At 60.4% G+C, this 24,677-nt stretch carries 24 protein-coding genes; 4 read left to right on the top strand and 20 right to left on the bottom strand.

Annotated features, from left to right (window positions below; all coding sequences use genetic code 11):
• Positions 1-16: 16 nt before the first annotated feature.
• A complete protein-coding gene (locus tag D1224_RS01930; RefSeq protein WP_119378251.1) occupies positions 17-1,210 on the bottom strand; it encodes an acyltransferase family protein in 1,194 nt (397 codons plus the stop codon).
• A 182-nt stretch (positions 1,211-1,392) separates the two neighbouring features.
• On the opposite strand from D1224_RS01930, the gene D1224_RS01935 reads away from it, so the two are divergent.
• On the top strand, positions 1,393-1,743 hold the full coding sequence (locus D1224_RS01935) for a hypothetical protein (protein WP_233350355.1): 351 nt from the start codon (positions 1,393-1,395) through the stop codon (positions 1,741-1,743).
• Positions 1,744-1,828: 85 nt separating this feature from the next.
• Here the strand turns inward: D1224_RS01935 and D1224_RS01940 are convergent, their stop codons facing one another.
• From D1224_RS01940 to D1224_RS01975, 8 genes are all read right to left on the bottom strand, one after another.
• Positions 1,829-2,425: a F0F1 ATP synthase subunit B family protein gene (locus D1224_RS01940; protein ID WP_182482130.1), complete on the bottom strand. Its 597-nt coding sequence runs from the start codon at positions 2,423-2,425 to the stop codon at positions 1,829-1,831.
• Positions 2,426-2,437: 12 nt separating this feature from the next.
• Positions 2,438-2,986 carry a F0F1 ATP synthase subunit B family protein gene (locus tag D1224_RS01945; RefSeq protein WP_119378253.1) on the bottom strand — a complete coding sequence of 183 codons (549 nt, stop codon included), beginning with the start codon at positions 2,984-2,986 and terminating at the stop codon, positions 2,438-2,440.
• 91 nt (positions 2,987-3,077) lie between these two features.
• Positions 3,078-3,314, bottom strand: a complete 237-nt coding sequence (locus tag D1224_RS01950; RefSeq protein WP_018146608.1) for a F0F1 ATP synthase subunit C — start codon at positions 3,312-3,314, stop codon at positions 3,078-3,080.
• 112 nt (positions 3,315-3,426) lie between these two features.
• Positions 3,427-4,206 carry a F0F1 ATP synthase subunit A gene (locus tag D1224_RS01955; protein ID WP_233350356.1) on the bottom strand — a complete coding sequence of 260 codons (780 nt, stop codon included), beginning with the start codon at positions 4,204-4,206 and terminating at the stop codon, positions 3,427-3,429.
• Entirely contained in the window at positions 4,206-4,565 is a 360-nt protein-coding gene (locus D1224_RS01960; protein WP_119378254.1) for an AtpZ/AtpI family protein, read from the bottom strand. The genes D1224_RS01955 and D1224_RS01960 overlap by 1 nt, the downstream gene beginning before the upstream one ends.
• A 161-nt stretch (positions 4,566-4,726) precedes the next feature.
• Positions 4,727-8,188 (bottom strand): AAA family ATPase, encoded by a 3,462-nt coding sequence (locus tag D1224_RS01965; RefSeq protein ID WP_119378255.1) that lies wholly within the window; start codon positions 8,186-8,188, stop codon positions 4,727-4,729.
• A gap of 27 nt (positions 8,189-8,215) precedes the next feature.
• Positions 8,216-9,013: a DsbA family protein gene (locus D1224_RS01970; protein WP_119378256.1), complete on the bottom strand. Its 798-nt coding sequence runs from the start codon at positions 9,011-9,013 to the stop codon at positions 8,216-8,218.
• Between the two features lie 37 nt (positions 9,014-9,050).
• A complete protein-coding gene (locus D1224_RS01975) occupies positions 9,051-9,638 on the bottom strand; it encodes a DciA family protein (RefSeq protein ID WP_119378257.1) in 588 nt (195 codons plus the stop codon).
• On the opposite strand from D1224_RS01975, the gene D1224_RS01980 reads away from it, so the two are divergent.
• Entirely contained in the window at positions 9,637-10,698 is a 1,062-nt protein-coding gene (locus D1224_RS01980) for an A/G-specific adenine glycosylase (RefSeq protein ID WP_119378258.1), read from the top strand. The two genes, D1224_RS01975 and D1224_RS01980, sit on opposite strands and share 2 nt — an antisense overlap.
• On the opposite strand, the gene D1224_RS01985 is transcribed toward D1224_RS01980, so the two are convergent.
• The 6 genes from D1224_RS01985 to D1224_RS02010 form a co-directional block, all read right to left on the bottom strand.
• Positions 10,693-12,435, bottom strand: coding sequence for a cation:proton antiporter domain-containing protein (locus D1224_RS01985; RefSeq protein WP_119378259.1), 1,743 nt, complete (start codon positions 12,433-12,435; stop codon positions 10,693-10,695). The two genes, D1224_RS01980 and D1224_RS01985, sit on opposite strands and share 6 nt — an antisense overlap.
• Positions 12,436-12,512: 77 nt before the next feature.
• Positions 12,513-13,595 (bottom strand): site-specific DNA-methyltransferase, encoded by a 1,083-nt coding sequence (locus tag D1224_RS01990; RefSeq protein ID WP_119378260.1) that lies wholly within the window; start codon positions 13,593-13,595, stop codon positions 12,513-12,515.
• A gap of 98 nt (positions 13,596-13,693) precedes the next feature.
• A complete protein-coding gene (locus tag D1224_RS01995; protein ID WP_119378428.1) occupies positions 13,694-14,827 on the bottom strand; it encodes a PA0069 family radical SAM protein in 1,134 nt (377 codons plus the stop codon).
• A gap of 89 nt (positions 14,828-14,916) precedes the next feature.
• Positions 14,917-15,330: a BLUF domain-containing protein gene (locus tag D1224_RS02000; RefSeq protein WP_119378261.1), complete on the bottom strand. Its 414-nt coding sequence runs from the start codon at positions 15,328-15,330 to the stop codon at positions 14,917-14,919.
• An 87-nt stretch (positions 15,331-15,417) separates the two neighbouring features.
• Complete coding sequence (locus D1224_RS16820) at positions 15,418-16,017, bottom strand: TIGR04282 family arsenosugar biosynthesis glycosyltransferase (RefSeq protein ID WP_119378262.1); 600 nt, start codon at positions 16,015-16,017, stop codon at positions 15,418-15,420.
• Between the two features lie 12 nt (positions 16,018-16,029).
• A complete protein-coding gene (locus D1224_RS02010; protein ID WP_119378263.1) occupies positions 16,030-16,713 on the bottom strand; it encodes a TIGR04283 family arsenosugar biosynthesis glycosyltransferase in 684 nt (227 codons plus the stop codon).
• A 115-nt stretch (positions 16,714-16,828) separates the two neighbouring features.
• On the opposite strand from D1224_RS02010, the gene D1224_RS02015 reads away from it, so the two are divergent.
• The gene (locus D1224_RS02015) at positions 16,829-17,305 is read left to right on the top strand and encodes a hemerythrin domain-containing protein (protein ID WP_119378264.1); all 477 of its coding nucleotides are present in this window, start codon (positions 16,829-16,831) and stop codon (positions 17,303-17,305) included.
• Positions 17,306-17,492: 187 nt separating this feature from the next.
• Here D1224_RS02015 and D1224_RS02020 read toward each other — a convergent pair whose 3' ends face one another.
• Together D1224_RS02020 and D1224_RS02025 are read right to left on the bottom strand one after the other, a co-directional pair.
• On the bottom strand, positions 17,493-17,855 hold the full coding sequence (locus D1224_RS02020) for a VOC family protein (RefSeq protein ID WP_119378265.1): 363 nt from the start codon (positions 17,853-17,855) through the stop codon (positions 17,493-17,495).
• 3 nt (positions 17,856-17,858) lie between these two features.
• Entirely contained in the window at positions 17,859-18,659 is an 801-nt protein-coding gene (locus tag D1224_RS02025; RefSeq protein WP_119378266.1) for a uracil-DNA glycosylase, read from the bottom strand.
• Between the two features lie 98 nt (positions 18,660-18,757).
• On the opposite strand from D1224_RS02025, the gene D1224_RS02030 reads away from it, so the two are divergent.
• A complete protein-coding gene (locus tag D1224_RS02030) occupies positions 18,758-20,446 on the top strand; it encodes an electron transfer flavoprotein-ubiquinone oxidoreductase (protein ID WP_119378267.1) in 1,689 nt (562 codons plus the stop codon).
• Positions 20,447-20,973: 527 nt separating this feature from the next.
• Here D1224_RS02030 and D1224_RS02035 read toward each other — a convergent pair.
• From D1224_RS02035 to D1224_RS02045, 3 genes are read right to left on the bottom strand one after another with little or no spacing between them, the layout of a single operon-like run.
• Entirely contained in the window at positions 20,974-22,032 is a 1,059-nt protein-coding gene (locus D1224_RS02035; RefSeq protein WP_119378268.1) for a glycosyltransferase family 4 protein, read from the bottom strand.
• Between the two features lie 9 nt (positions 22,033-22,041).
• Positions 22,042-22,902, bottom strand: coding sequence for a 4-(cytidine 5'-diphospho)-2-C-methyl-D-erythritol kinase (locus tag D1224_RS02040; protein ID WP_119378269.1), 861 nt, complete (start codon positions 22,900-22,902; stop codon positions 22,042-22,044).
• Complete coding sequence (locus tag D1224_RS02045; protein WP_119378270.1) at positions 22,902-24,671, bottom strand: tetratricopeptide repeat protein; 1,770 nt, start codon at positions 24,669-24,671, stop codon at positions 22,902-22,904. The genes D1224_RS02040 and D1224_RS02045 overlap by 1 nt, the downstream gene beginning before the upstream one ends.
• Positions 24,672-24,677: the final 6 nt, after the last annotated feature.

Genomic DNA, 24,677 nt, shown 5'->3' on the forward strand with positions numbered 1-24,677 from the left:
TGTCCCGGCCATTTTTCTACCAGATAGCGGCCTTGATCGGGGCGGGCTTCAGCTGGGCGTTCGTGTCCTTGAACAGGTCTCGGCGCAGACGGCCGGTCAGCGTCATCGCAGGCTTCTCGAACAGCCTGAAGACCAGCCCCGCGAAGACGATGCTACCAATTGTGCCGACGATGTAGAACAGCAGATTGTCGAGAATGCCTGGCGCGCCGATTGTGAAAACATCTTCAAGGAAGGTACCTTGCAGGCGGACCGCCAGCGCATCGAAGATACGCCGCAGGCCGCTCAGCACGAGTGTGTGGCCGAGATAGAGCGCATAGGACCAGTCACCGAGAACGACAAATGAGCGAGGGACCCGCACGCGGTCTTCGGCTTCCAGAGCGGCAGCGCCATAGACGATGAGAATGCTGGGAATGCCAAAGAAAAGCACGCGTCCCCAACCGAGCGTGAAGTCAGTCGGGTAGGGTTGCAGATAGAGTGCAGCGATGAAGGCGATAAGGCCGACGACAAGCACGGTCATTGGCTTGAAGCGGCGGCCTGAGCAGATGAGCAGCGCTGCGGCGCAGCCTCCCAGGAACTCAAGTGATAGCGGATGCAGCAGCAGGGATATGTAATCTGTTGCGGTTGGCTGCTGCAGACCCGTCAGCGTGCCGAGCAGGATGATAGCTGCCCAGCCAGTCAGTCCGAGTGGCAGGAACCGGCGCGGCAGCAGGATCAGCAGCGCAAAGCCAATATAGAAGTGCATCTCATGCACCAGCGTCCAGCCGACACCATGGATAGGAACGGTCAGCTGGGGAAGCAGCGCGTAGGAGTAAATGAGATGGAGTGCCGAGTTCTCGCGCATCATCCTGCTTCCATCCTCAAGCGTTTCAGCCCCGAAGGGCACGCCGCCATAAGCAAGAAGGAAATAGGCTGTCATGATAGCGGCGAACAGCCACCAGAGCGGATAGATGCGAGCGGCGCGCGCAAACAGGAATGCGCCTGCCGTTGCCAGGCGCGGCTGCACCTTGCCTGTCACGTAGACCATGATGAAGCCGGAGATCACGAAGAAGAAATCGACGCCCGAAAAACCGTTTTGGACGAAGGTCGACAGCATCGGAGCTTCGTTGAGCCCCTTGCGCGCGATGGCGTCCATCTCGATTGCACGCGTATGATAGACAAGCACGAGAAGCGCGGCGACGGCGCGAAGAGCCTGTATCGTATGGAGCTTCAAGCCGCTGCATCCCTCTACTTATTATCCAGGTGCCTTCATCCCGGATCGGAGTGTCTGTTCCTGCGTTGTCATGGCATGGCCTGCTTCACAAGCAAAGGCTGTATCGCAATCGCTATCACCGCATCAATCCGCGGGAATTCAGCAAGCACCTAGGCAAGCTTAGACGGGAGACCATATAGGAAATGATGGCACGAAAACCCCTCGATTCCGATATGCCTCTGCCTCCCGAAATGAATGCCACCCGCAGGCGCTTTGGTACGGTAACGATGGGGCTTCATGTGGCTATGAGGCAGTGCCTCGCCGCGTTCGGTGCCTTCCTCATTGCCATTGCAATTCCAATCGGCGCGCTGACGCCGTTTCTTCCCATTGGCTTGCCACTCGCCATTATCGGCGTGGTGCTGCTTGGCCGGAATGCGGTGTGGGGGCGCCGCTGGATGGAAGGCATGCTGAACCGCTTTCCCCGTCTCGAACGGTTCGCGCCCAACTGGCTTATGCGGGCCGTCTTCGGACGTGACAAACAATCCCGTTCGTAAAAGCAACGCTCCAGACAAAAAAACGCCCCGCTGAAGAGCAGGGCGTTTTTGCATCTATAAACAGAACTATGGGTCGGGATCAGAGCTAGTTAAGCGCTTTCTCGATATCGCTCAGCGCCTTGGTGAAGAGGTCACTGCGCTGAGGTGAGTTAGCCACAATATCCTTCGAAGCGCGGGTGGCAGCGTTTGCAGCAGCACGGCGCACATCATTGGTCGCTTCGGCTTCGGCACGTGCAATGCGGGCTTCGGCCTGCGCTTCGCGGCGTGCAACCTTCTCAGCGAGATCCTTGCGGGCCTGCTCAACCATCATCTTGGCATCAGCCTTGGCCTGCTTGATCATTTCATCAGCGGCCTGGTCGGCTTCTTTCTGCTTGCGTTCTGCGTCTGCCAGTGCGGCAGCGGCCTCTTCACGAAGCTGGCGCGACTCATTCAGCTGGCGCTTGATCTCGTCAGCGCGGCCATCCAGTGCGGACGTAATCGCCTTGAGCGCGCCCATGGAGATCGCGATGAGGAGAAAGGCGACGAATGCAGCGAAGGCAAAGTTCGTGGCTGCGTCGGTGAAAGGGTAGGCGAGGTTGCCAAAGCCCGTGGTCGGGCCATAGCCGCCGTCTTCTGCGGGCGCTGCAAGAGCGACGGGTGCAACAAGGGCAGCTGCTGTCAGCATGAATGAAAAACGTTCCATCTTCATGATCGTCTAGCCTTCCTGCTGTGTATTGCGGGCGACGGCCTGGCGGGCGTCTGCTTCGGTCACCGTCACGCCGAGGCGGCCAAGCATGGCTTGCGTCGCGGAGGTTGCAATCTGTTCGACGTTCGACATGGCGTCGTTGCGAAGTGTCTGGATGCGGGCTTCGGCCTCCGCGAGGCGTTCGCCGAGTTCAGCGTCAACCTTGGCGGTTTCAGCGGCAATCTCGGCCTCAACCTTTTCGCGGGCCTTGTCAGCGGTGTCGCGGGCTTTGCCGCGAGCTTCTGCAAGCGCAAGGTCCTGCTGCTGCTTCGCTTCCTTGGACTGCTCGTTGAGGCGCGCGGCTTCGTCGAGTGAGTCAGCAATTGTGTCTTCGCGGCTCTCGATCACGCCACCAAGCTTGGGCAGGATGAAACGCGAGAGCGCGAGGTAAAGAATACCAAACAGGATGGCCAGCCAGAAGAGCTGTGACGGGAAATGCCACGGATCGAACGGCGGGAATGAGGCCCCACCGGCGGCTTCGCCGTTAGCGGCCGGAGCAGCAAGCGACAGGAAATTCATGGCGCGACCTTATCAGGCTGAATGGTGGAGACTGGCCCGCGCGCATTGGTAGCGACGGGCCAGCCCAAATCAATAATCCGGAAAGTCTTCGTTAAACGACGAAGAGGATCAGGACGGACACCAGGAAGGCCAGGATGCCGAGAGCTTCAGCAAGAGCCATACCGATGAAGAGGTTACCGGTCTGCTGAGGAGCAGCCGATGGGTTGCGCATGGCAGCATCAAGGAAGCTGGCAAAGATGTTGCCCACACCCAGCGCGGCACCGATCATGCCGAGAGTTGCGAGGCCTGCGCCAACATATTTGAGGCCAAGAGCGATATCGCCTTCCATTTCGTGTCTCCTTTGAGGGATTGGCGTTGGTTCGATTTGATGCCCGTGAAGCCTGTTCGGCGGGGCGCGTCAAGTGTTGAGGCGCGGCTCTTTTGGCCGCACCGGCGAGAAACTAGTGCGATGGATGAAGCGCGTCGTTGAGATAGACGCAGGTCAGGATCGCGAAGATGTAAGCCTGAAGGCCTGCAACGAGAAGTTCTAGCGCGTTGATGGCAATACCCATTGCGAAGGCGAGCACACCGACAACACCGAGGAGCGCCGTACCTGCCAGCGCTGCAGCAAACAGTTGCGCAGCGAAGGTGGCGAACAGCTTCAGCATGATGTGACCGGCGAGCATGTTCGCAAAGAGACGAAGCGCCAGCGTCACAGGACGTGCGATGAAGGAGATGACCTCGATCGGCACGAGAATGAGATAGATGAAGAACGGAGCGCCGGACGGGGCGAAAAGTTTGAAGAATTTCAGGCCGTTCTTGTAGAGACCATAGATAATCACGATCGAAATCACGAGCAGGGCCAGAGCACCGGTAACGACGATGTGGCTGGTTGTCGTGAAGGCGTATGGCACCATGCCGATCATGTTCGCGAAGAACACGAAGAAGAAGAGCGTGAAGACAAATGGGAAGAATTTGAGGCCTTCTTCGCCCGCAGTGCTGCGAACCATGTTGGCCACAAAGCCATAGCCGATCTCTGCAATGGACTGCGAACGCGACGGGATAAGCTTGCCGCGCGAAGCCGCGAGGCCAAAGAAGATGATGATCAGCGAAACGCCAAGCAGCATGTAGAAAGCTGCGTTGGTGAAAGAAAGATCGATGCCGCCAATCTGTAGCTCGAAGAGTTTCTTCACTTCGAACTGGCTCATCGGGTCAGCCATCTGGTGGAAGGAGAGGTTCATCAGCCCTGTTTCCCGTTTTCCGGACCCTTTGTCTGGTCCGTTCCCTGAAGTTCCGCATATGCCGTTAGCTGGCGATAGGCGCGTATAACACTAAGGATTCCGGCTGCAAGGCCGAATCCCAGCCAGACAAGCAGTCCCCAGGGCTCCGTCTCGAAAACCTTATCGAACCAGTATCCGATAAGAAGTCCGATCACGATGCAGCCGGCCATTTCCGCGCCGTAGCGCAGGGCCATGCCAGCCCCTGAGTTCACATTCTCCTGGTCTGCTTCACGTTTGCGTTTCCTGGCTTCCCGCGCGTTATTGTCGGCCTGCGCTTTGGCAATCCGCTCTGAAAGATCATTACGCTCAGGACCGGCCATGGGGAATCGCCTAGATGCCGTTCGAAACAGACCCGGGGAACACCCCTCGTCTTTCGAGCCGGAAGCTATTGGAGGGGGTGGGGCAAGTCAAGCCAGCCCGGTTTCTGGCAACATGCTGATTATAAAAGAAAAATTAGCGAACGCGCATTTGACGCATGCGCCTATTCGGCCGCGACGAGTTCCTCGGCAGCATCGAGGTCGACAGAGACCAGTTTCGACACGCCCTTCTCGCGCATGGTCACGCCAAAAAGGCGGTCCATGCGGCTCATCGTGACGGGATTATGCGTGATCACGATGAAGCGGGTATTGGTGCGACGGCGCATTTCATCGAGAAGGCGGCAATAGCGGTCCACATTGGCGTCATCGAGGGGCGCGTCCACCTCATCCAGCACGCAGATCGGGGCAGGGCGGGACAGGAAGACTGCAAAGATCAGCGCGGTCGCGGTCAGGGCCTGTTCACCACCGGACATGAGGGACAGGGTACCCAGACGTTTGCCGGGCGGTTGCGCCATGATCTCAAGGCCAGCGTTCAGCGGGTCCTCATCATCGACCAGGCGAAGCTCTGCCTCACCACCGCGAAAGAGTGTCGTAAAGAGCGCCTTGAAGTGTTCATTGACCCTCTCGAACGCCTCTAAAAGGCGCGCGCGCCCTTCATCATTGAGCGCTGCGACGCCTTCGCGCAGGCGGGCAATCGCCTTGATCAGATCGTCTTTCTCAGTTGCCTGGGTGCCGAGCCGCTCTGCGAGCTCTTCGGCCTCGGCTTCAGCTTCCATGTTCACGCCGCCGAGCTGGTCGCGGTCACGTCGCAGAAAGTCGAGCTGGCGTTCGGCCTCCGACGGGTCAAGGCTTTCGATCTCTTCTTCTTCCAGGCCTGCACGGGCCAGGGTGAGAAGGCCGTTCGGGGCGCGCTGGAACTGATTGCGGGCGGCTTCAACGGCATCGGACAGGCGCGCCTCGGCATTCTCGACCCGCACTTTTGCGCCAGCCAGCGCCTCGCGTGCTTCGGCGGCGGCATTCGATGCGTCGCGCGCCTCTGTCTCGCTCTCGCGCAGGAAAGCTTCCTTGTCCGCAAGCGCATCGGCGGCAACGCGCCGTTCCTCCTCCAGGGTTTCCACGCGCTTTGAAAGCGCATCGATTTCGCCCTGCATGCCTTCCGGCTTGGCACGCGTCGCTTCGGCTTCGGCAGCAGCTTCACGTCGCCGGGTCAGAAGATCTTCGAGGCGCTGCTCACTTGCCGCGAATCGGCGTTCCCAGCGTTCCACGTCGCGCGCCAGTCCTTCGCGGCGCGCAATGGCCTGCTCGCGGTTCCGGGTGATGTCAGCGAGCTGGCCGCGATATTCGATTTCATCTGCGCGGGCGCGGGCCAAAGCTGCGCGGGCATTTTCAAGCTCAGCTTCGAGCGCTGCAAGGTCTTCCGGTGCGCCGCCAATAGACGCTGACGACAGGGCGTCTTCGACGCCGCGAAGGTCTGATTCGATGCGGGTTAGGGCTTCACTTGCCGATTCGCGCTTCACGTCGGCGCGTTCCGCAGCCTGTCGGGCCTCGGCCGTGGCCGATCGGGCGCGGTTGAGTTCTGACGCTTTGGGCGAAACCTGCTGGCGCGCTTCCTTGAGATCGCGCTCAGCGGTCTCGCGATTCTCTTTCGCTTCGGAAAGTTCGCTCGCCGCTGATTCGAACCGCTTGCGAGCTGGACAGATTTCGGCTTCGGCGGCGTCGAGCCGAGCTTGCTGTGCCAGTCGCTCTGCAGCCGATACCGGCGCATCAGGCGTGCGGGTGAAGCCATCCCAACGCCAGAGGTGGCCTTCTACGGATACCAGTCGCTGGCCGGGCTTCAGATGCGCAGCAAGGCGCCGGCCCATTTCAGCTGATACGACGCCGCACTGCGACAAGCGTACCGCAAGCTCGACTGGCGCTTCAACATGGGGTGAGAGAGGCTCAGCGCCTTCAGGCAGCTGGGGCGTCTCGATCGAGCTGCCGCCCCAGTAGAGCGGCGAATCAGACAGGGTCGAGGCTTGAAGGTCATCGCCAAGCGCAGCGGCCACGGCTTTCTCGTAGCCGTCATCAGAACGGATCCTGTCAATAACAGGCGGCGCCTTTGGGCCGCTGGACGGCTGAAGTAGGCGTTTGAGGCCGGCGATCTCTGATTCCAGCGTGCGCACAGCTGTGTCGGCCTGGTTCTTCGGCCCTTGCGCTGCCGTTTCCGCCGCGCGAGCTTCAACCAGCGCTTCATCGGCGGCGTCCACGGCTCTTTCGGCATCGTGCAGTGCAATTTCGGCAGCCTCTTCGGCTTTTTCCGCTGCCGCGAGGCGTTCATTAAGCGCCGCTGTGTTCGGCATCTGGTCAAGTTGCTGACGTAGACGCGCGGCATCGCTTTCAAGTGATTGCTTGCGGCGGCGCTGCTGGTTCGCATTGGCTTCGGCTGCCTGACGGGCAGCTTTAAGTTCGGCAAGCTTGCCGCCGAGCGTGTCGGCTCGTGCCTGCGCTGTCTCAAGATCGGCGCGAGCCTGTTCAAGCTTCTGCTTCGCTTCGGCTTCCAGCGCTTCGTTCGCTTGCGGGTCCTCGGTTGGTAGCGCCGCCAGCGTCTCGCGCGCTTCAGCGAGGGCGCTTTCGGCCTCTTGCTTCTGGGATTGTTCGCGCTCGATATCCGACATGATCCGGCGCGCTTCACTTTCATGGCGGGCCAGTAGCTCTGTAGCGGTCTTGCGCTCTGTCTCGAGGCGCGCAAGGTCGATCTTCGCCTGTCCAAGGCGGCCGGAGATTTCCGCTTCAGCATTTCGCAGCGGCTGGATGCCGTCGCCAGCCTCAATTCGGCGCGTCTCCGCGATGGCTGACGCGCGTGTCAGGGCTTCGACGGCGTCCCGGCAGCGTACAAGTTCTTCGTCCGCGAGCGTTTTTGCTTCCGTGGCCGTCTGCCAGCGCAGGTGCGCAAGGAAGGCTTCGAGCGCAGCAATCTTGTCGGACAGCTCTTTGTATTTCCGCGCCTTGCGGGCCTGACGCTTGAGGCTTTCGAGTTGGCGCTCAACCTCGGCCGAGACTTCCGACAGGCGCTCGAGATTGGTTTCTGCGGCACGTAGCTTGAGTTCGGCTTCGTGACGGCGGGTGTTGAGGCCCGCGATACCGGCAGCCTCTTCCAGGATGCGGCGCCGGTTCTGAGGTTTGGAGCCGATCAGCTCTGAAATCTGGCCCTGACGGACGAGGGAGGGGGAGTTAGCGCCGGTTGAGGCATCCGCAAAGATGAGCTGGATGTCCTTGCCGCGCACTGTTCGGCCATTGAGCTTGTAGGTGGAGCCTGCGCCGCGCTTAAGTCGGCGCATGATTTCCAGCGTGTCGGACGCATTGAATTCGGGCGGCGCGGTGCGGTCTGAATTGTCGAGAACGAGCGTGACCTCGGCCAGCTCACGGGCCGGGCGGCTTTGCGAGCCAGAGAAGATCAGGTCGTCCATCTCACCGCCGCGCATGGCACGGGCAGAGTTGGCGCCCATCGCCCAGCGCAAGGCTTCGAGAAGGTTGGATTTGCCGCAACCATTCGGGCCGACAATGCCTGTCAGGCCCGGATGGATTGGAACTTCCTGCGGTTCAACAAAGGATTTGAAGCCTGCAATGCGCAGTTCTGAAATGTGCAATGCAGGCTCCCTATCTGTATGGAAGGCTTATTGCTGCGGCGCAGCCTCACCTTCGGTTTCGTCCATGGACTCAGTTTCAATGTTCATGGATTCGTCTGACATGTCGCCCTCGTCAGTCATGGCGGGGGTTTCAGCCTCTTCCATGCCCGCTTCGGTGGCAATTTCTGGCGCATCTTCACCAAGGGCTTCATCCAGCATGGTCTGCATCGCAGGCCACTGGCGCCACTCATAGCCTTCCAGCTGTTCGCCATTGAGGAAGACAGTCGGCGTTGCGTTCACACCCGCTTCGTCGCCTGCAGCAACAGAGGCAGAAATGGCGCGGCGAATGTCTGAATTGTTCAGGCAGGCATCGAACTCGGTTTCATCGGTGATGCCATGGTTGGCGCCAATCTGCTGAAGTGCCTGCTTCACCTGCCCACCCTGACGCGCAAGGCTGAGGATCGCGGTCTGACGCGAGAAGAGCTCATCGAGAACGTCATAATAACGGTCTTCACCTGCGCAGCGCGCGAGTGCGAAGCCTGCGACCGACACGTTCGCTGGCGCAGTCGGGAACTCGCGGAAGACGTAACGAACCTTGCCGGTGTCGACATAGTCTTCTTTCAGATTGCCAACGACTTCATTGTGGAACTGGAGACAGGCCGGGCAGGTCCAGGAGGCATACTCGACAATCGTCACAGGTGCGTCTGCTTCACCGAGGGAGATTTCCTGAAGCGCGGCGCTGTTCGGGCCTTCGCCGCTTTCATCGCCCGACGCCCCGCAGGCGGCCATTGTCAGAAAGGATACGGCCAGAATAGCGGTCCGGCGGGTCAAGGCATTCAGTTTCATGACGTCTTCTCTTCAGGATTGTTAGGTCAACTTCCGGTCAGGCTCGATCCGGTAAATTCGGTGTCTCGTCGCTGGCTAGCACAGCTTCGCCCAGCGCCAAAACCGCATCGCGCAAGGCGCGGTCTTCAATTTTTGCTACCGACGCTTCGAGCGCGGCGCGTTCGTCGGCTGTCAGCGGGCGGCGGGTGCGCACGGGCTTTGGAGCAGGTTGACGCGTAAGAGGACCCTGCTTGATACGTATCTCGGCGATATCGCCGCCCAGCGCGACGGAGACACGCTGGCGGATCAGCTCGCTCTGGTGCTGGATCATGGTCGAGGCAGCGGGAATGCACTGCACCGTGAGTACACGGCCCTTTCCCTTGCCGCCCGAGCCGATTTTCTCTGGCTCGCAAACCCTTGCGATCTGAGCGCCGACGGTTTCCGCCCAGATCAGCTTCAACCGACCAATGGCCGGCCCCTTGTCCGGTACCCGGTCGCGAGCGATACGCTGGCTGAGGGTGCCGATCGTTTTCGGCGTTGGCGCAACCGGCTTGGCGCGCGCATGGCGCAGCCTTATCCGGGCACGGGCTTCTTCCAGCGGGTCGAGGCTTGATCTCATCACCATGAACGTGATTGTGCCCTGCATGGCGAAACGAGAAAAGGCCGCTTTTGCGGTTGGCACGCGCTTTGACGGCCTGCCTGATGCACTTCTGGACTGGTATGGACGTCATGCGCGCACGCTGCCCTGGCGTATCGGTCCGGGAGAGCGGGGTCGCGGCATCGTGCCTGATCCTTACCGGGTCTGGCTGGCGGAGATCATGCTGCAGCAGACCACAGTGCCCCATGCCGCTGGCTATTTCGAGACGTTCACCCGCACATGGCCGACGGTTGAGGCGCTGGCCTCTGCCGCAGATGAGGACGTCATGGCCGCGTGGGCGGGGCTTGGTTATTATGCACGGGCGCGCAACTTGTTGAAATGCGCGCGAGAAGTTGCGGCGCGGGGGGACTGGCCACGAACAGAGGCTGGCCTGCGGGAACTGCCCGGTATCGGTCCTTATACTGCGGGCGCAGTCGCGGCGCTCGCCTTCAATCGGCGATCGGCTGCAGTGGATGGTAATGTCGACCGCGTTTTCGCGCGGCTTCTTGCCACCCAGGGTGAATGGAAAGATGAAAAGCGCCGCATTGCGCATATCGTCCGCGACCTCGTTCCTGAAGACAGGCCCGGCGAGTTCGCAGAAGCGCTGATGGACCTTGGCGCGACAGTGTGCACGCCGAAGCGTCCAAACTGTCTCATCTGCCCGATACGAACGTGGTGCACAGCATATGCGGAAGGTGAGCCAGAGCGCTATCCGGTCAAACCTGCGAAGAAAGCCAAACCCGTCAGATACGGAGAAGTCTACATTGTACGCGGTGCCTCAGGTGTCGCCGTCGAGACGCGGCCCCCGCAAGGACTGCTTGGCGGGATGCTGGGCCTCCCGACGACGGACTGGCGGGAAGATGGTGCCGCCGCCCGTCTGGACTGGATCGGAGATGCGCAGGAAATCGGTGAGGTAAAGCATGTCTTCACGCATTTTGAACTTCGCCTGAAAGTCGTCGCCGTCAATGCCGAAGGCGTGGTGCCATCTCATTATGAGCTTCGGGAGGAGGAGGGTGTCGCCGGCGCGCTGCCCAGCGTTTTCAAAAAGGCTCTGAAACTTGCCTCATGACGTCTCTTGCGTGCCCGCCCTGTAGGCTTCGTCCCGCTCAGCCGCGAGGAGATCGCGCACAGTCTCGCCTGCATAACCGAACTCTTCGAGCACCCGGCCCGACAGCTGCAGGGCAGCCTCGATGGCGTCCGGGATGACATAGGTCGCACCGGCCGCTTCAAGCTCCCGCCCATGTTCTGCATCGCGGGCCCGTACCATAATAGGAAGAGCAGGACGCTTCTTGCGGACCGCTTCGACCATCTGGCGTGCGCTGGCCGCATTATCGACCGTGACCACGACCATCGACGCGCCCGCCAATCCGGCAGCTTCCAGCATTTCCGGCCTGCCGGCATCCCCGATGGAGACCTGCCAGCCTTTCCGTCGGCCTTGCCGGACAAGGGAAGGGTCATTCTCGACAATTACAATGTCGGTGTTTGCTTCTGACAGGACGCGCGCAATCGTGCGTCCGACGCGGCCAAATCCGGCGATGATGACGTGACCGTCCATTTCTTCGAAGCTCTGCGGCTCTGGCTCATGGGTGGGCTGTGGCGGCTTGAAGCGCTTGGCGAGAACCTGTCCCAGCCGTGAGGTCGCCGGGATAAGGAGCATGGAGAGGCCTGCAATTGCAGTTACAGGTGTCGCCTGCTGAGAGGTCAGAAGTCCAGCCGCTGTCGCCGATGCCATAACGACGAAAGCGAACTCACCCGCAGGGGCCAGCAGGAAAGCCGCTTCTGTGGCGACCGGGCGGGACGCACCAAAAAGGCGCGTGCTGGTCCACGCGATGACGAGCTTCAGCGCCAGCAAGGCGGCGAGACCGCCAAGTACGACAGGTGCAAGTTCCACGATCACAGCGAGATCGATGCTCATGCCGACGGTCATGAAGAAGATGCCGAGCAGCAGCCCCTTGAACGGGTCGAGGTCCACTTCTGCCTGGTGGCGGAATTCCGTCTCGCCAAGCAGCAGGCCAGCGAGGAAAGCACCAAGCGCAACAGACAGGCCGGCGGACGCTGTGATCACCGCTGCGCCAATGACGGTGAACAGGGTGACGGCCATCAGGAAGTCGCGCCCGCCTGCCTGCGCGGCCAGCCTGAATACGGGTCGCACGGCGAAGCGGCCAATAGCGACGATGACGATTAGCGCGATAAGGCCCTCACCAAGCGCCCGCAGGACATCACCAGCGAGACTGCCACCGCTCTCGGCTGAGAGGAAACTGATCAGGATCAGGATCGGCGCAACGAGAATATCCTGGAACAGGAGCACGCCGAGCGCCGCCTTGCCTGTCGGCCCCGTCGCTCTGTGCTCATTGGTCAGCATCTGCATCACGATTGCGGTCGACGATAGCGCAAGCGCCAGGCCAATGATCGCGGCGGCCGCCGGCTCAAGTCCGATTAGCCAGAGGGCAACGCCGATGGCGATCGCGCTTGCGACTGATTGCAGGGCGCCTGCGCCAAACACCGCATCTTTCATCCGCCAGAGCTTCTCGAAGGAAAGTTCTAACCCGATAAGAAAGAGGAGGAAGAGGATGCCAAGTTCAGCAAAAGGCTCGGCGGCTTCTGGTTCACCAACCGTGATGAACTGAACGGGCGCCCAGAGATCCTCCAGAGTGCCAAGGCCGTAGGGACCGAGCACCACCCCTGCGATCAGAAAGCCCGCCACCGCAGGCACGCGCACCAGCCGAAGCGCTGGCACGATGATGCCGGCGGCAAACAGAAAGACGAGCATGTCCTTCAGAAAGATTTCCTGACCTTCGTGTCCCATACCTGTCTATCGACACGATCCGGGCGGCGGCGGCAAGGCAGGGTCTTCCCTTAGGCTATGACCATTGAGGAAATTGGTTAGTTCAGGCCCATTTCCTGGCGATAGCGTCGGCGGAGCAGGTCGATTGGCGCAAGGTCGCCTTTTGGCGATTCGTAGTGCCAGAACGTCCAGCCATTGCAGGCCGGCTGTTTCATGACATGCGCGCCAAGCCTGTGGATCGAGCCGGATGCATCACCCGATGACAGGCTACCATCGACGCGGATGCGGGCATGGTGACGCTTCTTCGGCGACCAGAGACGGTCACCGGGTTTGAGCCAGCCATTCTCCACCAAAGCACCAAACGGAACGCGGGGCAGGGCGCGTGCGCCCTTCTGAGTCTCCAGCGCTGCGCCGTCGAGCGGCGTGATCGCCGACAGGCGGGCGCGCGAGAGGCGGATATAGGATGGGTCCTGTTCGATGCCGACAAAATCGCGGCCAAGCATCTTCGCGGCGGCGGCCGTTGTGCCCGTACCGGAGAACGGGTCGAGAATGACATCGCCCGGATTGGTCGTCGCCAGTATGACGCGCTTCAGCAGGGCTTCGGGTTTCTGCGTCGGGTGCGCCTTCTTGCCCTGAATATCCTTCAGGCGTTCAGACCCGGTGCAGAGCGGGATCGTCCAGTCAGACCGCATCTGCTTGTCTTCATTGAAGGCTTTCAGCGCGTCGTAATTGAAGGTGACGCGCGACTTCTCGGTCTTGCCTGCCCAGATCAGTGTCTCATGCGCGTTCTGAAAACGGGTGCCCTTGAAGTTCGGCATCGGGTTGGACTTCAGCCAGATCACGTCATTCTGGATCCAGAAACCACTATCCTGAAGGATCGCCCCAACGCGGAAGATGTTGTGATACGAACCAATCACCCAGATTGCGCCATCATCCTTGAGGACCCGGCGGCATTCGGTCAGCCATTGATGGGTGAAAAGGTCATAGGCGTCGAAGCTGTCGAACTGGTCCCACGCATCGTCGACCCCGTCGACATGCGACTGGTCCGGCCGCGTAAGTCCGCCGCCAAGCTGGAGGTTGTAGGGCGGATCGGCGAAGACAAGGTCGACGGACTTGTCCGGAAGGCGTGACAGCACGTCGACACATTCGCCTTCGATGATCGTATTGCGGACCAGATCCATACTTGAATGCCCTTTTGTGCGATTCGGTGACTGGCGCGCATCCCGCAGGAATTTGGTTATTCAATCGTTACTCCAGCGCGCCCGTGCGCAGCCCCGTGTCAGAAAGCGAGGCGCATCTGCCCGCTTGGGGGCTCTGGCGGACGGAAAAGATCGGTTCGCAAACGAGGCCGGGCTTCATCGAGACCAAGCCGTCGCGCCGCTTTCTTGAAGCGCTGGGAGATGATCTGGGCATGAACCCCGCGCCCGCGTCCGCGCTCAAACCAGTTTGCATCATAGTCCTGTCCGCCGCGCATGTCGCGCAGCGTGTTGATCACTTTCGCGGCGCGGTCCGGATAATGTTCGGCAAGCCATTCGTGGAAGATGTCTTTCAGTTCAAACGGCAGGCGAAGCACGACGTAGCCCACGCTGGACGCGCCGTTCTCGGCGGCCGCTTCCAGAAGGTCTTCCAACTCTGGCTCATTCAGGGCGGGAATGATGGGGGCGGTCATCGCGATGATGGGGATGCCAGCTTTGGTCAGCGCGGAGATGGTCTGCAGTCGTCGATAGGGCGCGGCGGCGCGCGGCTCCAGCAGGCGAGAAAGCCTCGGATCCAGCGTTGTCAGCGACACGCCGACCCGGGCAAGCCCCTTCTCGGCCATGGGCGCGATCAGATCGATATCCCGCTGGATGAGCGCAGACTTGGTCAGCAGCGTGACCGGGTGATTGTGCTCTGACAGGATTTCGAGAAAGGTTCGCGTCAGCTTCAGCTGCCGTTCCACAGGCTGGTAGGCGTCCGTATTCATTCCCAGCGCTATGGGCCGTGGTACATAGGACGGACGAGACAATTCCTTGCGCAGCAGGGCAGGGCCCTCTGGCTTGAAGAAGAGACGGCTTTCGAAGTCGAGACCAGCCGAGAGGCCGTGATAGGCATGGGTCGGGCGGGCGAAGCAATAGACGCAGCCGTGTTCGCAGCCGCGATAGGGATTGATCGTCCGATCGAAGGAGATATCGGGCGAGCGATTATACGTAATGATCGTGCGCGCGCTCTCCCGCGTTAGCGTTGTATCAAGACGCCCCGCGCTGTCTTCTATCGTGCCCCAGCCGTCATCGAACGCATCGCGGGTTTCGTGCTCGAACCGGCCTGCCTGGTTGGAGATGGCGCCGCGCCCACGATGCTCATGCCGCTCGGCGCTATGCGACACGTCCAGATTGGTGACGCGCCCTTTCGACGGAAGTTTCTGGTTTAGTCTCATGGGGACAGGAAACCATGAGGAACGGAACAAAACAAGAACGATCTTGCCGCGAAGAGGTGCCCTTCCACAGACGAATCCGTATCAGCGACCTATGGACGGTGGGTGTCGAAGCTTTCAAGAATGGTGCGGAAATGGCGCGCCAGCGAAGTTGGCAGGAACAGCGCAATATCCTTAGTGATAGTCATGCCGTCAGGGGCGACACCATGCGATGCAGGGACGATCTGCAGCAGCATTGGTGCTTCCTCGAACTCGCGGACACTGGTTTTCTCGCGGTAAATGACAACCACGTTGCGGTGGCGGTCGTCTGAGCAGATGTCCTCGAAAACCTTTTCAACCTCTTCCTGTGGTCCTTCGAGGACCTGCATGAAGTTCGTGCCGTTGAAGAGTAGAATGCCGGTTATGTTGCTCGCGCGGTTTCTGGTGATCGCTGCTTCAAGAATACTCTGAAGATCAACAGACGTCAGCGTGCGTGTTGCCACGCTGACATAAGCTAGTTTTTGCATAACGGACCCTCTTCAACAGGCCGGGACATGAAACAATTCGGCAGGTGCCGTCGATAACCTGAATCAATATAGCTGTTCATTGCACGCTTATTGACTCTGTTTGTACAGTTGCCAATCGCGCCATGTATCTATGTCGGTCAATTGTCGCAATAAAGTTATACGCGTTTCTTGCGGCAGATTACTCCAGACATCCTCCATTGCGTGAGGGCTGGACCAACGTACATCTTCGAAAAGACTTGGGGCGCGTAACTCGCGCGAGACGCCGAATAGCCAGAAGCCACCGTCAGAGGCTGGCCCGAACACAGCCGCGTTCCGGCCGAGATTGCAGACTGCCTGCCTTATCATGCTCCTGTGCAGTCCAGGCGCATCGGTCCCGATAAAGATGACAGGACCGGGAGGTGCGTCCGCCATCGCATTCGCAAGACGTTCTCCTAAGGATCGGCCGCGCTGGGGGCGCCGTTCAACCTGCGCGGGCCATAGTCCACCAAGCGTCGCCGAGACGAGCGAAGGCGGATCAACCATCAGGCGGGTGTGCCATGCTGGGTGCTCACTTTGGCTGATTGTGTGCGCAGTCAGACGACGGGACATGCGGCGGGCCTCCGTCCGGCCGATGTCCGATGCGAGCCGGGTCTTGGACGCACCAATCCGCGGCGCCTTGGTGAAGATGAGAAGGGTCGGTCTGGTCATGATATCCGGCCTTTAGCGATAGGCGGCGGCCAGCTTTTCCGGGCTGGCACCGAGCAGATAACGTGTAATCAACCAGACATTCTTCCAGCTTCGCTTGCGCCAGCCATCGCGTTCATACTTGGCGGCAGACGTCCGTGCCTCTGCCGAAAGCATGCTGAGGCGACGTTTGCCGATCGCGCGGACCAGCGCCACGTCTTCCATCAGGGGCATGTCCTTATAGCCGCCTGTCTCCTCGTAGAGGCTGCGAGGCACTAGGAGGCCCTGGTCGCCATATGGCAGGCCGAGCAGTTTTGCACGCAGGTTCGCTCGTGACGCAACGTGCTTTGCCATTGGATGATCTGACCGGAAGGCGAGGGTGAAGTACGCCCCCTTGCCGGGCGCGTTCGTCATATGATCGCGCACGCGCTCCACCCAGTCTCGTGTCAGCGCCGTATCGGCGTGAAGAAATAGAAGCCACTCACCCCGCGCTGCTTTCGCGCCGGTCGCCAGCTGTCTGCCGCGTCCTCGCTCGCACTGGATGATAGAGGCACCCGCTGCATCGGCGATGTCTGCCGTCGCATCGCTTGAGCCTCCGTCGCTCAGCAAAACTTCCCGGATCAGTCCGGCTTCGACGCCAGGCATCAGGCTCGCCAGACATTGGGGCAAATCCCCGGCGGCATTGAGGGTCGGGATGATGACGGAAAGTGGCGCGGGCATGAGTAGGTCTCGACAAGGTTCAATATGTCGCGCGCGCGGGCGCCACGCTTAGCGGAACGGCTTTTGTGACCCGGCGTTTAAGCAGTGTTCTAAACACGAAGGAAGAGGACCATCCATGTCCACGATCTACGAAACGCTGAAACAAGACCACGACAAGCACCGCGAGATGCTCGACCTCATCGCCAGCACGAGCGGCGATAACGAAATGCGCCGCGACGTCTGGGATAAGTTCTATCATGATGTCAGCGCGCATGCCGCCGCTGAGGAAGAAACATTCTATTCCAAACTGATCGCCACGGAAGATGGCCAGCCTGAAGGCCGCCACTCGGTCGCCGAGCACAAGGAACTCGACGATCTCATGGAAGAACTGAACGACACGGACATGTCCTCACCGGGCTGGTTGGCGAAGTTCAAGCAGCTCAAAGAGCGCTATGAGCACCACATGGACGAGGAAGAAAACGACGTTTTTCCGGTGGCCAAAGAAACTGTCGGTAAGGACGGGAACGAAAAACTCGGGTCGGCGTTTGAGAAACGTAAGGAAGCTGAATTTGAGCTTGTCGAGGAGAAAGCCGAAGACAAACTCGAAGAGTAGATTGAACAGATTGGACACCTAAGGAAGCTGGACCGCACATCCGGTGGACGTCCATCAAAAAGGGGCTGAAGCGTCTCCTCCCCCTCGCGCTTCACCCTCTCAAAAAGCCCCGGAGCGCATCCCCTCCCCCTCCCTCGCGCTCCGGGGTTTTTAATGCGCGGTGGAAATGTGAAGCTGGGCAAATAGTCTAAAGCGGCTGCATGAATTCAAGGCGGTTGCCGAATGGGTCATAGATATATGCCCGGTCATAGCCTTCGAGTGGTTCATCATCGATTACTTTAAATCCCGCGCCCTTGCAGCGAATGATGAGGGACTGCAGGTCGTCCACCTCAAATGCAGCATGCGCCTTGGTGGCCGGTCGGAAATCCTTGTCGACGCCCAGATGAACTTTCAGGTCGCCGCGTTCGAACCAGGCTCCGCCGCGAACGGCAAGGTGCTGTGGTTTCGGTATTTCTGAAATCCCGAGGACTTCATCATAAAAGGTACGTGCCTTGTCTTCTTCTCCGGCAGGCATCGCGAGCTGGACGTGGTCGATACGTTTAATTGTCATGATTCAGGTCTCCTCAAGGTCGTTCAATCTTTTCTGTATCTGCAACAGATCCCGCCATGCGCGGCTTTTCTCTTCCGGTCGCCTTAGAAGGAATGCCGGATGAAAGATCGGGAAGAGGGGGGCTGAATAGCCGCCCGGTGTTTCCAGCTTCTGTTCGGTCCCGCGTAGCTTCATGATGCCGATAGAGGCATTGAGAAGCGACTTTGCAGAAACGCCGCCAGCCGAAATGATGAGTTTGGGCTGACCAAGCTCTACCATACGGTCGACGAAGGGGCGGCAGAGCGCCAGTTCATCCTCAGTCGGGTTGCGATTGCCGGGCGGGCGCCAGTAATTGACGTTGGTGATGAATGTGTTGGTTGCCCGCGACAGGCCGATTGCCGCCAACATGCGGTCCAGCAGCTGGCCGGCGCGGCCGACGAATGGCAGGCCCTGCTTGTCCTCTTCAGCGCCCGGACCCTCTCCAATCACCATCACCGGTGCGCCTTCGACGCCATCGAAACAGGCTGCATTGCGCGCCGCTTCCTTCAGGAGGCAGCCTTCAAATCCCTCAATGGCGTTTTTCAATTCGGCAAAGCTGGACGCGGCCTTGGCAAGGTTTCGGGCCTCCTCGACCCAGTCCTCATGGCCTTTCTCTTTCGGTATACGGCGCAAGGCGCGTGCCTGTGCAGGGGGCTGCCCGGCATCAGGTCTCGCGCGCGCAGCCTTGGTGAGGGCGCGGATCTCTGCCTCATCGGCCTCCACACCCATCTCCGCCCACCAGGCGCGCAGCGCCTCAAGCGCCTGAATTTGTTCCGTATGAGACATTGAGACCCTTTGGAATTCTGGCAAATCGACTGTAGACCGGACTGTGAACATGTACAAAGCGGGCTATCACACGTGGCCTCAGCCGGGAGAGACAAGATATGACCGAAGCGGTGGAACGCGAATCGATGGAATTCGACCTGGTAATCGTTGGTGGCGGGCCTGCTGGCCTGTCCGCTGCGATCCGGGCGAAACAGCTCGCCAATGAAGCGGGCGAAGAGCTTGAAGTCGTCGTCTTGGAAAAAGGCGGCGAGATTGGCGCGCACATCTTGTCTGGTGTCGTGCTCGACCCGAAAGCGCTCGACGAACTGATCCCTGACTGGCGCGACCGCGACAACAAGCCGATCTATACCGAAGTCACAGCCGACAAGTACAAGCTGCTCGGCCCGAATGGCTCCATGGGCATGCCGACCTTCGGCTTCCCGCCTTTCATGCACAATCATGGCTGCTTCACCGGCTCGCTCGCCAATGTGACCCGCTGGCTCGGTGAGGAAGCTGAGAATCTCGGCGTTCAGGTCTTCCCCGGCTTTGCGGCATCCGACGTGGTCTATGGCGAAAACGGCGAAGTCAAAGGCGTCGTTGCCGGTGTCATGGGCATCGCGGCCGATGGCAGCCACAAGGGCGACTATGAGCCGGGCATGGAACTGCTGGGCAAATATGTTTTCTTTGCCGAAGGTGCTCGTGGTTCGCTCACCAAACAGGTCAAAGCCAAGTATGACCTTGAAGCCGATTGCGACCCGCAGAAATACGGCATCGGCCTGAAAGAAGTCTGGTCGGTCCCGGCAGATCACCCTGAATTCAGCGCGGGCTATGTCCAGCATACTTTTGGCTGGCCGGTCCAGGACAAGGATGGCAATGGCGGCGGCTTTCTCTACCACTTCTCCGAAGGCGGCGAGAACTATGTCTCCGTCGGCTATGTGGTCCACCTGAACTACAAGAATCCGTGGCTTTCTCCGTATCAGGAGTTCCAGCGCTACAAGCACCACCAGGACATCAGCAAGTTCCTCGAAGGCGGCAAGCGTGTTGCCTATGGCGCACGGGCGATTACCTCGGGCGGCGTGCAGTCGGTACCAAAGCTTGCCTTCCCTGGCGGCGCGCTGATCGGCTGTTCGGCCGGTTTCGTGAACCTGCCGCGCATCAAGGGTTCTCACAACGCAATGAAGACTGGCATGCTCGCGGCTGAAGCCGCTGTCGAAGCGGTCCGCGAAGGCCGCCAGAGCGATACGCTGGAAGCCTATGAGACCGCTTACAAGGATAGCTGGGTCTACAAGGACCTCTCGCAGGTCCGCAATTCCAAGCCGCTGATCAGCCGTTATGGCACGCTGGCAGGCGCCGCGCTCTCCATGCCCGACATGTGGCTGCGTTACCTGTTCGGCTTTGGTTATCTGCCCACGCTCAGCCACAAGAAGGCTGACCACGAATATCTGAAGCCTGCCGACAAGTGCCGGAAGATCGAATACCCCAAACCGGATGGCAAGCTCAGCTTCGACAAGCTCACCAATGTGTCCTTCACCAACACCAACCATGCTGAAGACCAGCCGGTGCACCTCATCGTGAAGGATATGGAGCTTCAGAAGCGCTCAGAGCATGACGTGTTCGCAGGCCCATCCGAGCGCTACTGCCCGGCCGGCGTCTACGAATGGGTTGAGGAGGACGGCAAGGAGCCACGCTTCCAGATCAACGCGCAGAACTGCATCCACTGCAAGACGTGCGATATCAAGGACCCGAACCAGAACATCAACTGGGTGACGCCTGAGGGCGGCGGCGGACCAGCCTATCCGAATATGTAGGTTCGCTTCCTGAACAGGAGGCCGATGTGCAGAGCTTTGAATTCAAACCCGCCCTCCTGAGAGGGCGGGACAACTGGACCGTCGATAGCGGCATGCTGACCTGCAATGGTGAGCTCTATCTGAGCTTCGCCAATGTCACGGGCCTACAGTTTGGTGAGCTCAGCGTGCGGCAGACGCACAGCGTGTGGCTGGATGTTGAGACCAGCAATAGTCACCACCGTATAAGCTGCAACGCGCCGCGCGGTGACAGCCATAGCGAGGCGTTTCTTGCGCTTTGCTCTGCGATTGTGGGTGAAGTTGCCGAGGTGAAGCCGGACGTCGCGATGAAGGTTGGCGTCGGGGGCGGTTCCCGATGGAGCCTTTTCCTCCTGGGCATCGCCATGATTGCCGCAGGCATAGCTGGCATGGTGCTCTCTCAGGAAGCGCGGCGTGGCATGGAGCTGTTTGCGCTCACGGCCGGTGGCGGCTTTGCCGTGTTCGGCATGGCGATGGCCTTTATCTGGCGGCCCGGCGCCGGTATCCGCCGGTTAAATCTGGACGAGGCGCGCGCCCATCTGGCCGCAAGATCGCTGAACAATGACCCAGCCGACGCTGAGCGGAATGGCGAGGCAGATGAAGAGGGCAAAGGGCAGGGCGCCGCCGCCACCAGCCCCGATTGATGCGCAAGCCGCGCAAGCCGCAGCCAGCCCCCACCAGAGAATGGCCACTTCCCAGGCGCTCCACCCTGTCTTGATGAGGGCCTGATAGGCGTGGTCGCGGTGCGCCGTGAACAGGCTCTCGCCGCGCTTTGCGCGCAGGACGAGTGTCATCAGCGTATCGATCAGGATGGGAAGGGCCAGTGTTGCGATCGTCCAGACCGACAGACCTGATATCATGGCGAGCGTTGCAAAAAGTGCGCTGACCCCGAAAGCGCCGATGTCTCCAGCATAAATCTGCCCACGCATATTGATGATGAGGAAGCCTGCACTGGCCGCGATAATCGCGATCAGGCCGGGCGGAAAGCGGCCAGCTTCTCCCAGCAGCAGTGATGCACCAAGTCCGGCAAACATGAAGGCGAGGACACCAATGGCGAGGCCGTTGCTTCCATCCATGAAGTTGGCGGCATTAGTGAAGACTAGCAGCCAGAGAGCTGAGCCCGCGATCATCAGGGCAGGTGCCGTCAGATCACCGAATGGGCTGTCGAGCGTCGGCACGGCGACGCCGAGCAGTGGCGCACCGATACAGATGGCAAGCAGCAGGACGAGTTTGAGCAACGCATTGAGGTCGCTGATATCGTCGGCTGCGCCGATCGCCGCAAAGCCGAGACTCGCCGCCAGCGCTACGGCCACGGCGCCAACCCCACCTGGCAGGAAGTCGTTGCCGAGCCAGACCGGGTTCACAGTGTGGAGGATACCTGCAAGGAAAATTACTGCGAAGAAGCCGGCCAGAATGCCCGCGCCGCCAAGACGCGGCACAGGCGCTGCCTGAAACTTGCGCTGACCATCCGGCATGTCGAGCACGCGCCATCTCCGGCTGAGCTGGCACACGAAATACGAGACAGATCCCGCCAGAAGGCAGATGACGGGATAGAGAATCAGCTCAGGCATCTGCCGATCCTAGCCGCCTTTGAGAAGTGTGGGAGCCACCCACCAGTGCGGATACAGCGATTTCAGCGTGTCTGCCGCGGCGACAAGGTCTGCGCGGGTCTCAAACAGGCCAAAACAACTCGCCCCCGACCCCGACATGCGGCTCAGCGCGCATCCCGGCAGGCCCCTGACGGCGTCCAGGACACCTTCGATTTCAGGCACCAGCCGGATAGCGGGCATCTCCAGGTCATTTCGGCTGTGCGTGCGCAGCCAGGCGATCATTTCGGGCGGACGCTCAAAGGCTGGCAGGTCCAGCGGTGAGAGACCGGGATTTCCGGTCTGTTCGTCGAAGGTCTGGAAAACCGGGCCAGTGGGGCAGGGGATGTTCGGATTGACGAGCAGGGTCGGCAGATCAGGCAGACCGTTTACCCGTCTAACTGTTTCGCCTTCGCCCTGCATCCGGCAGGCCTGCGAGATATAGGCGGCGGGCACATCGCCGCCGAGGCTCGCTGCAAGCGTCCAGGCGATCTGGTCTGTTATGGTCCCGAGTTTCACCAGCTGGCGCAGCATTGCGCCTGCATCAGCCGACCCGCCGCCAAGGCCGCCCGCGACAGGGATGTTCTTGTAAAGCGTGATGGCAAGCGGTGGCACGCGGAGCCCACGGATTGCGCAGGCCGACAGAGCTTTGAGAATAAGATTATCGCTGTTGGCGAGGTCCGGCACGGCAAAAGGACCGTCAATCTGGAGGCTGATGCTGGTTGCCCTTCGCGCCTCGACCCTGTCGGAGGCTTCCGGCCCGGCAAACATGACGAGGCTATCCAGCGGATGCCGGCCATTTTCCTTTACGGCTCCGACATGGAGCAGGAGGTTTATCTTGGCCGGAGCCAGCATCAGTTATCCCGGCTGGCCGCCTGCGTTTCAGGGCCGGTCAGCATCTTGCGTTCGATCTTCCGGATTTCCTGTTCGTCTTCCTTGAGGAGCGTGAGCACTTTCTCCCATTGGAAGCGGGCTTCGGTGCGCCGGCCCGTCATCCAGTAGGCGTCGCCGAGATGGTCGACGATTTCGGCGAGGTCGGGTTCGATCTCGGCGGCGAGTTCAAGGTAATAGACGGCCTGATCGAAGTCGCCGAGCTTGTAGTATCCCCAGCCCAGACTGTCCGTGATCGCACCGCTATTGGGACGCAGCGACAGGGCCTGACGGATGAGGTCCATACCACGTTCCAGATGGAGTCCGCGATCGACCCAGCTATAGCCGAGATGGTTAAGCACTTCCGGCGAGGACGGGTTCAGCGCCTTGGCTGTGAGAAAATCTGTTTCAGCATCCGGCCAGTTGCCGAGGCGCTCATTCAGCGTGCCGCGCGCATAGTAGAGCCGCCAGTCCCCGACACCCTGTGCCTCGTCACCCGAAATGACTTCGGTGAATGCGGAGAGCGCTGCCTCGTCTGCCTCGAGCGAAGTGAGGAGGTCGGCAATCTGGATCTTGAGGTCGCGTTCGGGATCTTCAGCCAGCGTTTCCATCGCCAGCGTCAGCGCTTCCTCATCCATACCGGTGCGATGCAGCGCCCATGCAAGCTGACCGATTGCTGTCACATGATAGGGCGAGGCGTCCGGGATCGCGCGCAGCATGTCGATGGCGTCGCCGCTACGACCGGACCGGTCCAGCGCGTCAGCGAAAAGGGCGCGCGCTGCGTGTAGCTGCGGATCGAGTTCCAGTGCGATGGAATAGTAGACGCCCGGCAGGTCATCCGTGGACTGCGCGGCCAATGCCGCAGCAGGCACATAGATTGAGAGCGCCGCGCCTTCGGCTGCGGTCAGCCGCCTGACGGGGAGTTGCTCGCCGGCGGCAATCCGGTTCAGCGTGTCCTCGATCGCAGGGCTGTAGCCGACCTGTTCGAGGTAGACTGAAAGGACGTTGATCGCGTGGGCCTCTTCCCCGCGGCTCGCCAGCAGGCGCGCATAGCTTTCTGCGGCGGCTGCGGTCAGGGCGAGATTGCCTTCAAGAAATCCGAGTGTTTCGAGCGCTTGCTCATCCTGGCTGGCCGCGATTTCCATCAGGGCCAGTGAATTCAGCATGATGTCGCGCAGGTAAGGGTCTTCACCAGCGGCATCGAGAAGGGTGAGTTCAGCCGGGCCAACATTGCCTTTGCCGAACAGCGACCAGGCTTCGAGCGAGCCAAGGACGAGCGCGTAGAATGGTCCGGACCGCTCCCGGCCAGTCAAGGCGGGGACAGCGTCGTAGTCGCCAGACGCGATGGCATGCGCTGCAAGCGTCAGGCGTGGAAGGCTCGACTGGCTCAGCACCGACTCATCTGCGCTTTTGGCAACCGACAGGGCAAGATCGAAATCATTGGCGAGGAGAGCGGAAAACACCGCGCGCTCTGAAATGGAGGTGTCACCCGGAATGGAAAGCGCGACACCTGCATATCTTTGCGCCGCCTGCTGCGGATCGTTCGTGAGCGAGGCATAACGGGCAATCAGGAAATCGCTGAACTCATTCGTCGAAGCGGGCGCCTTCGGCTTGGCCAGTTTCGCCTTGGCTTCCGTCTCGGAGCTCTGGAACCGTTCAGAAAGGGCTAGACCATAATCGGGCATGGATGAGCAGCCCGCCAGCAACAGAGAGGTGGCGGTCAGCACAGCTGAAAGGTGGCGCTTCTTGATCATGATCCT

It is taken from the genome of Henriciella barbarensis (assembly GCF_003576345.1).
Lineage (GTDB): Bacteria > Pseudomonadota > Alphaproteobacteria > Caulobacterales > Hyphomonadaceae > Henriciella > Henriciella barbarensis.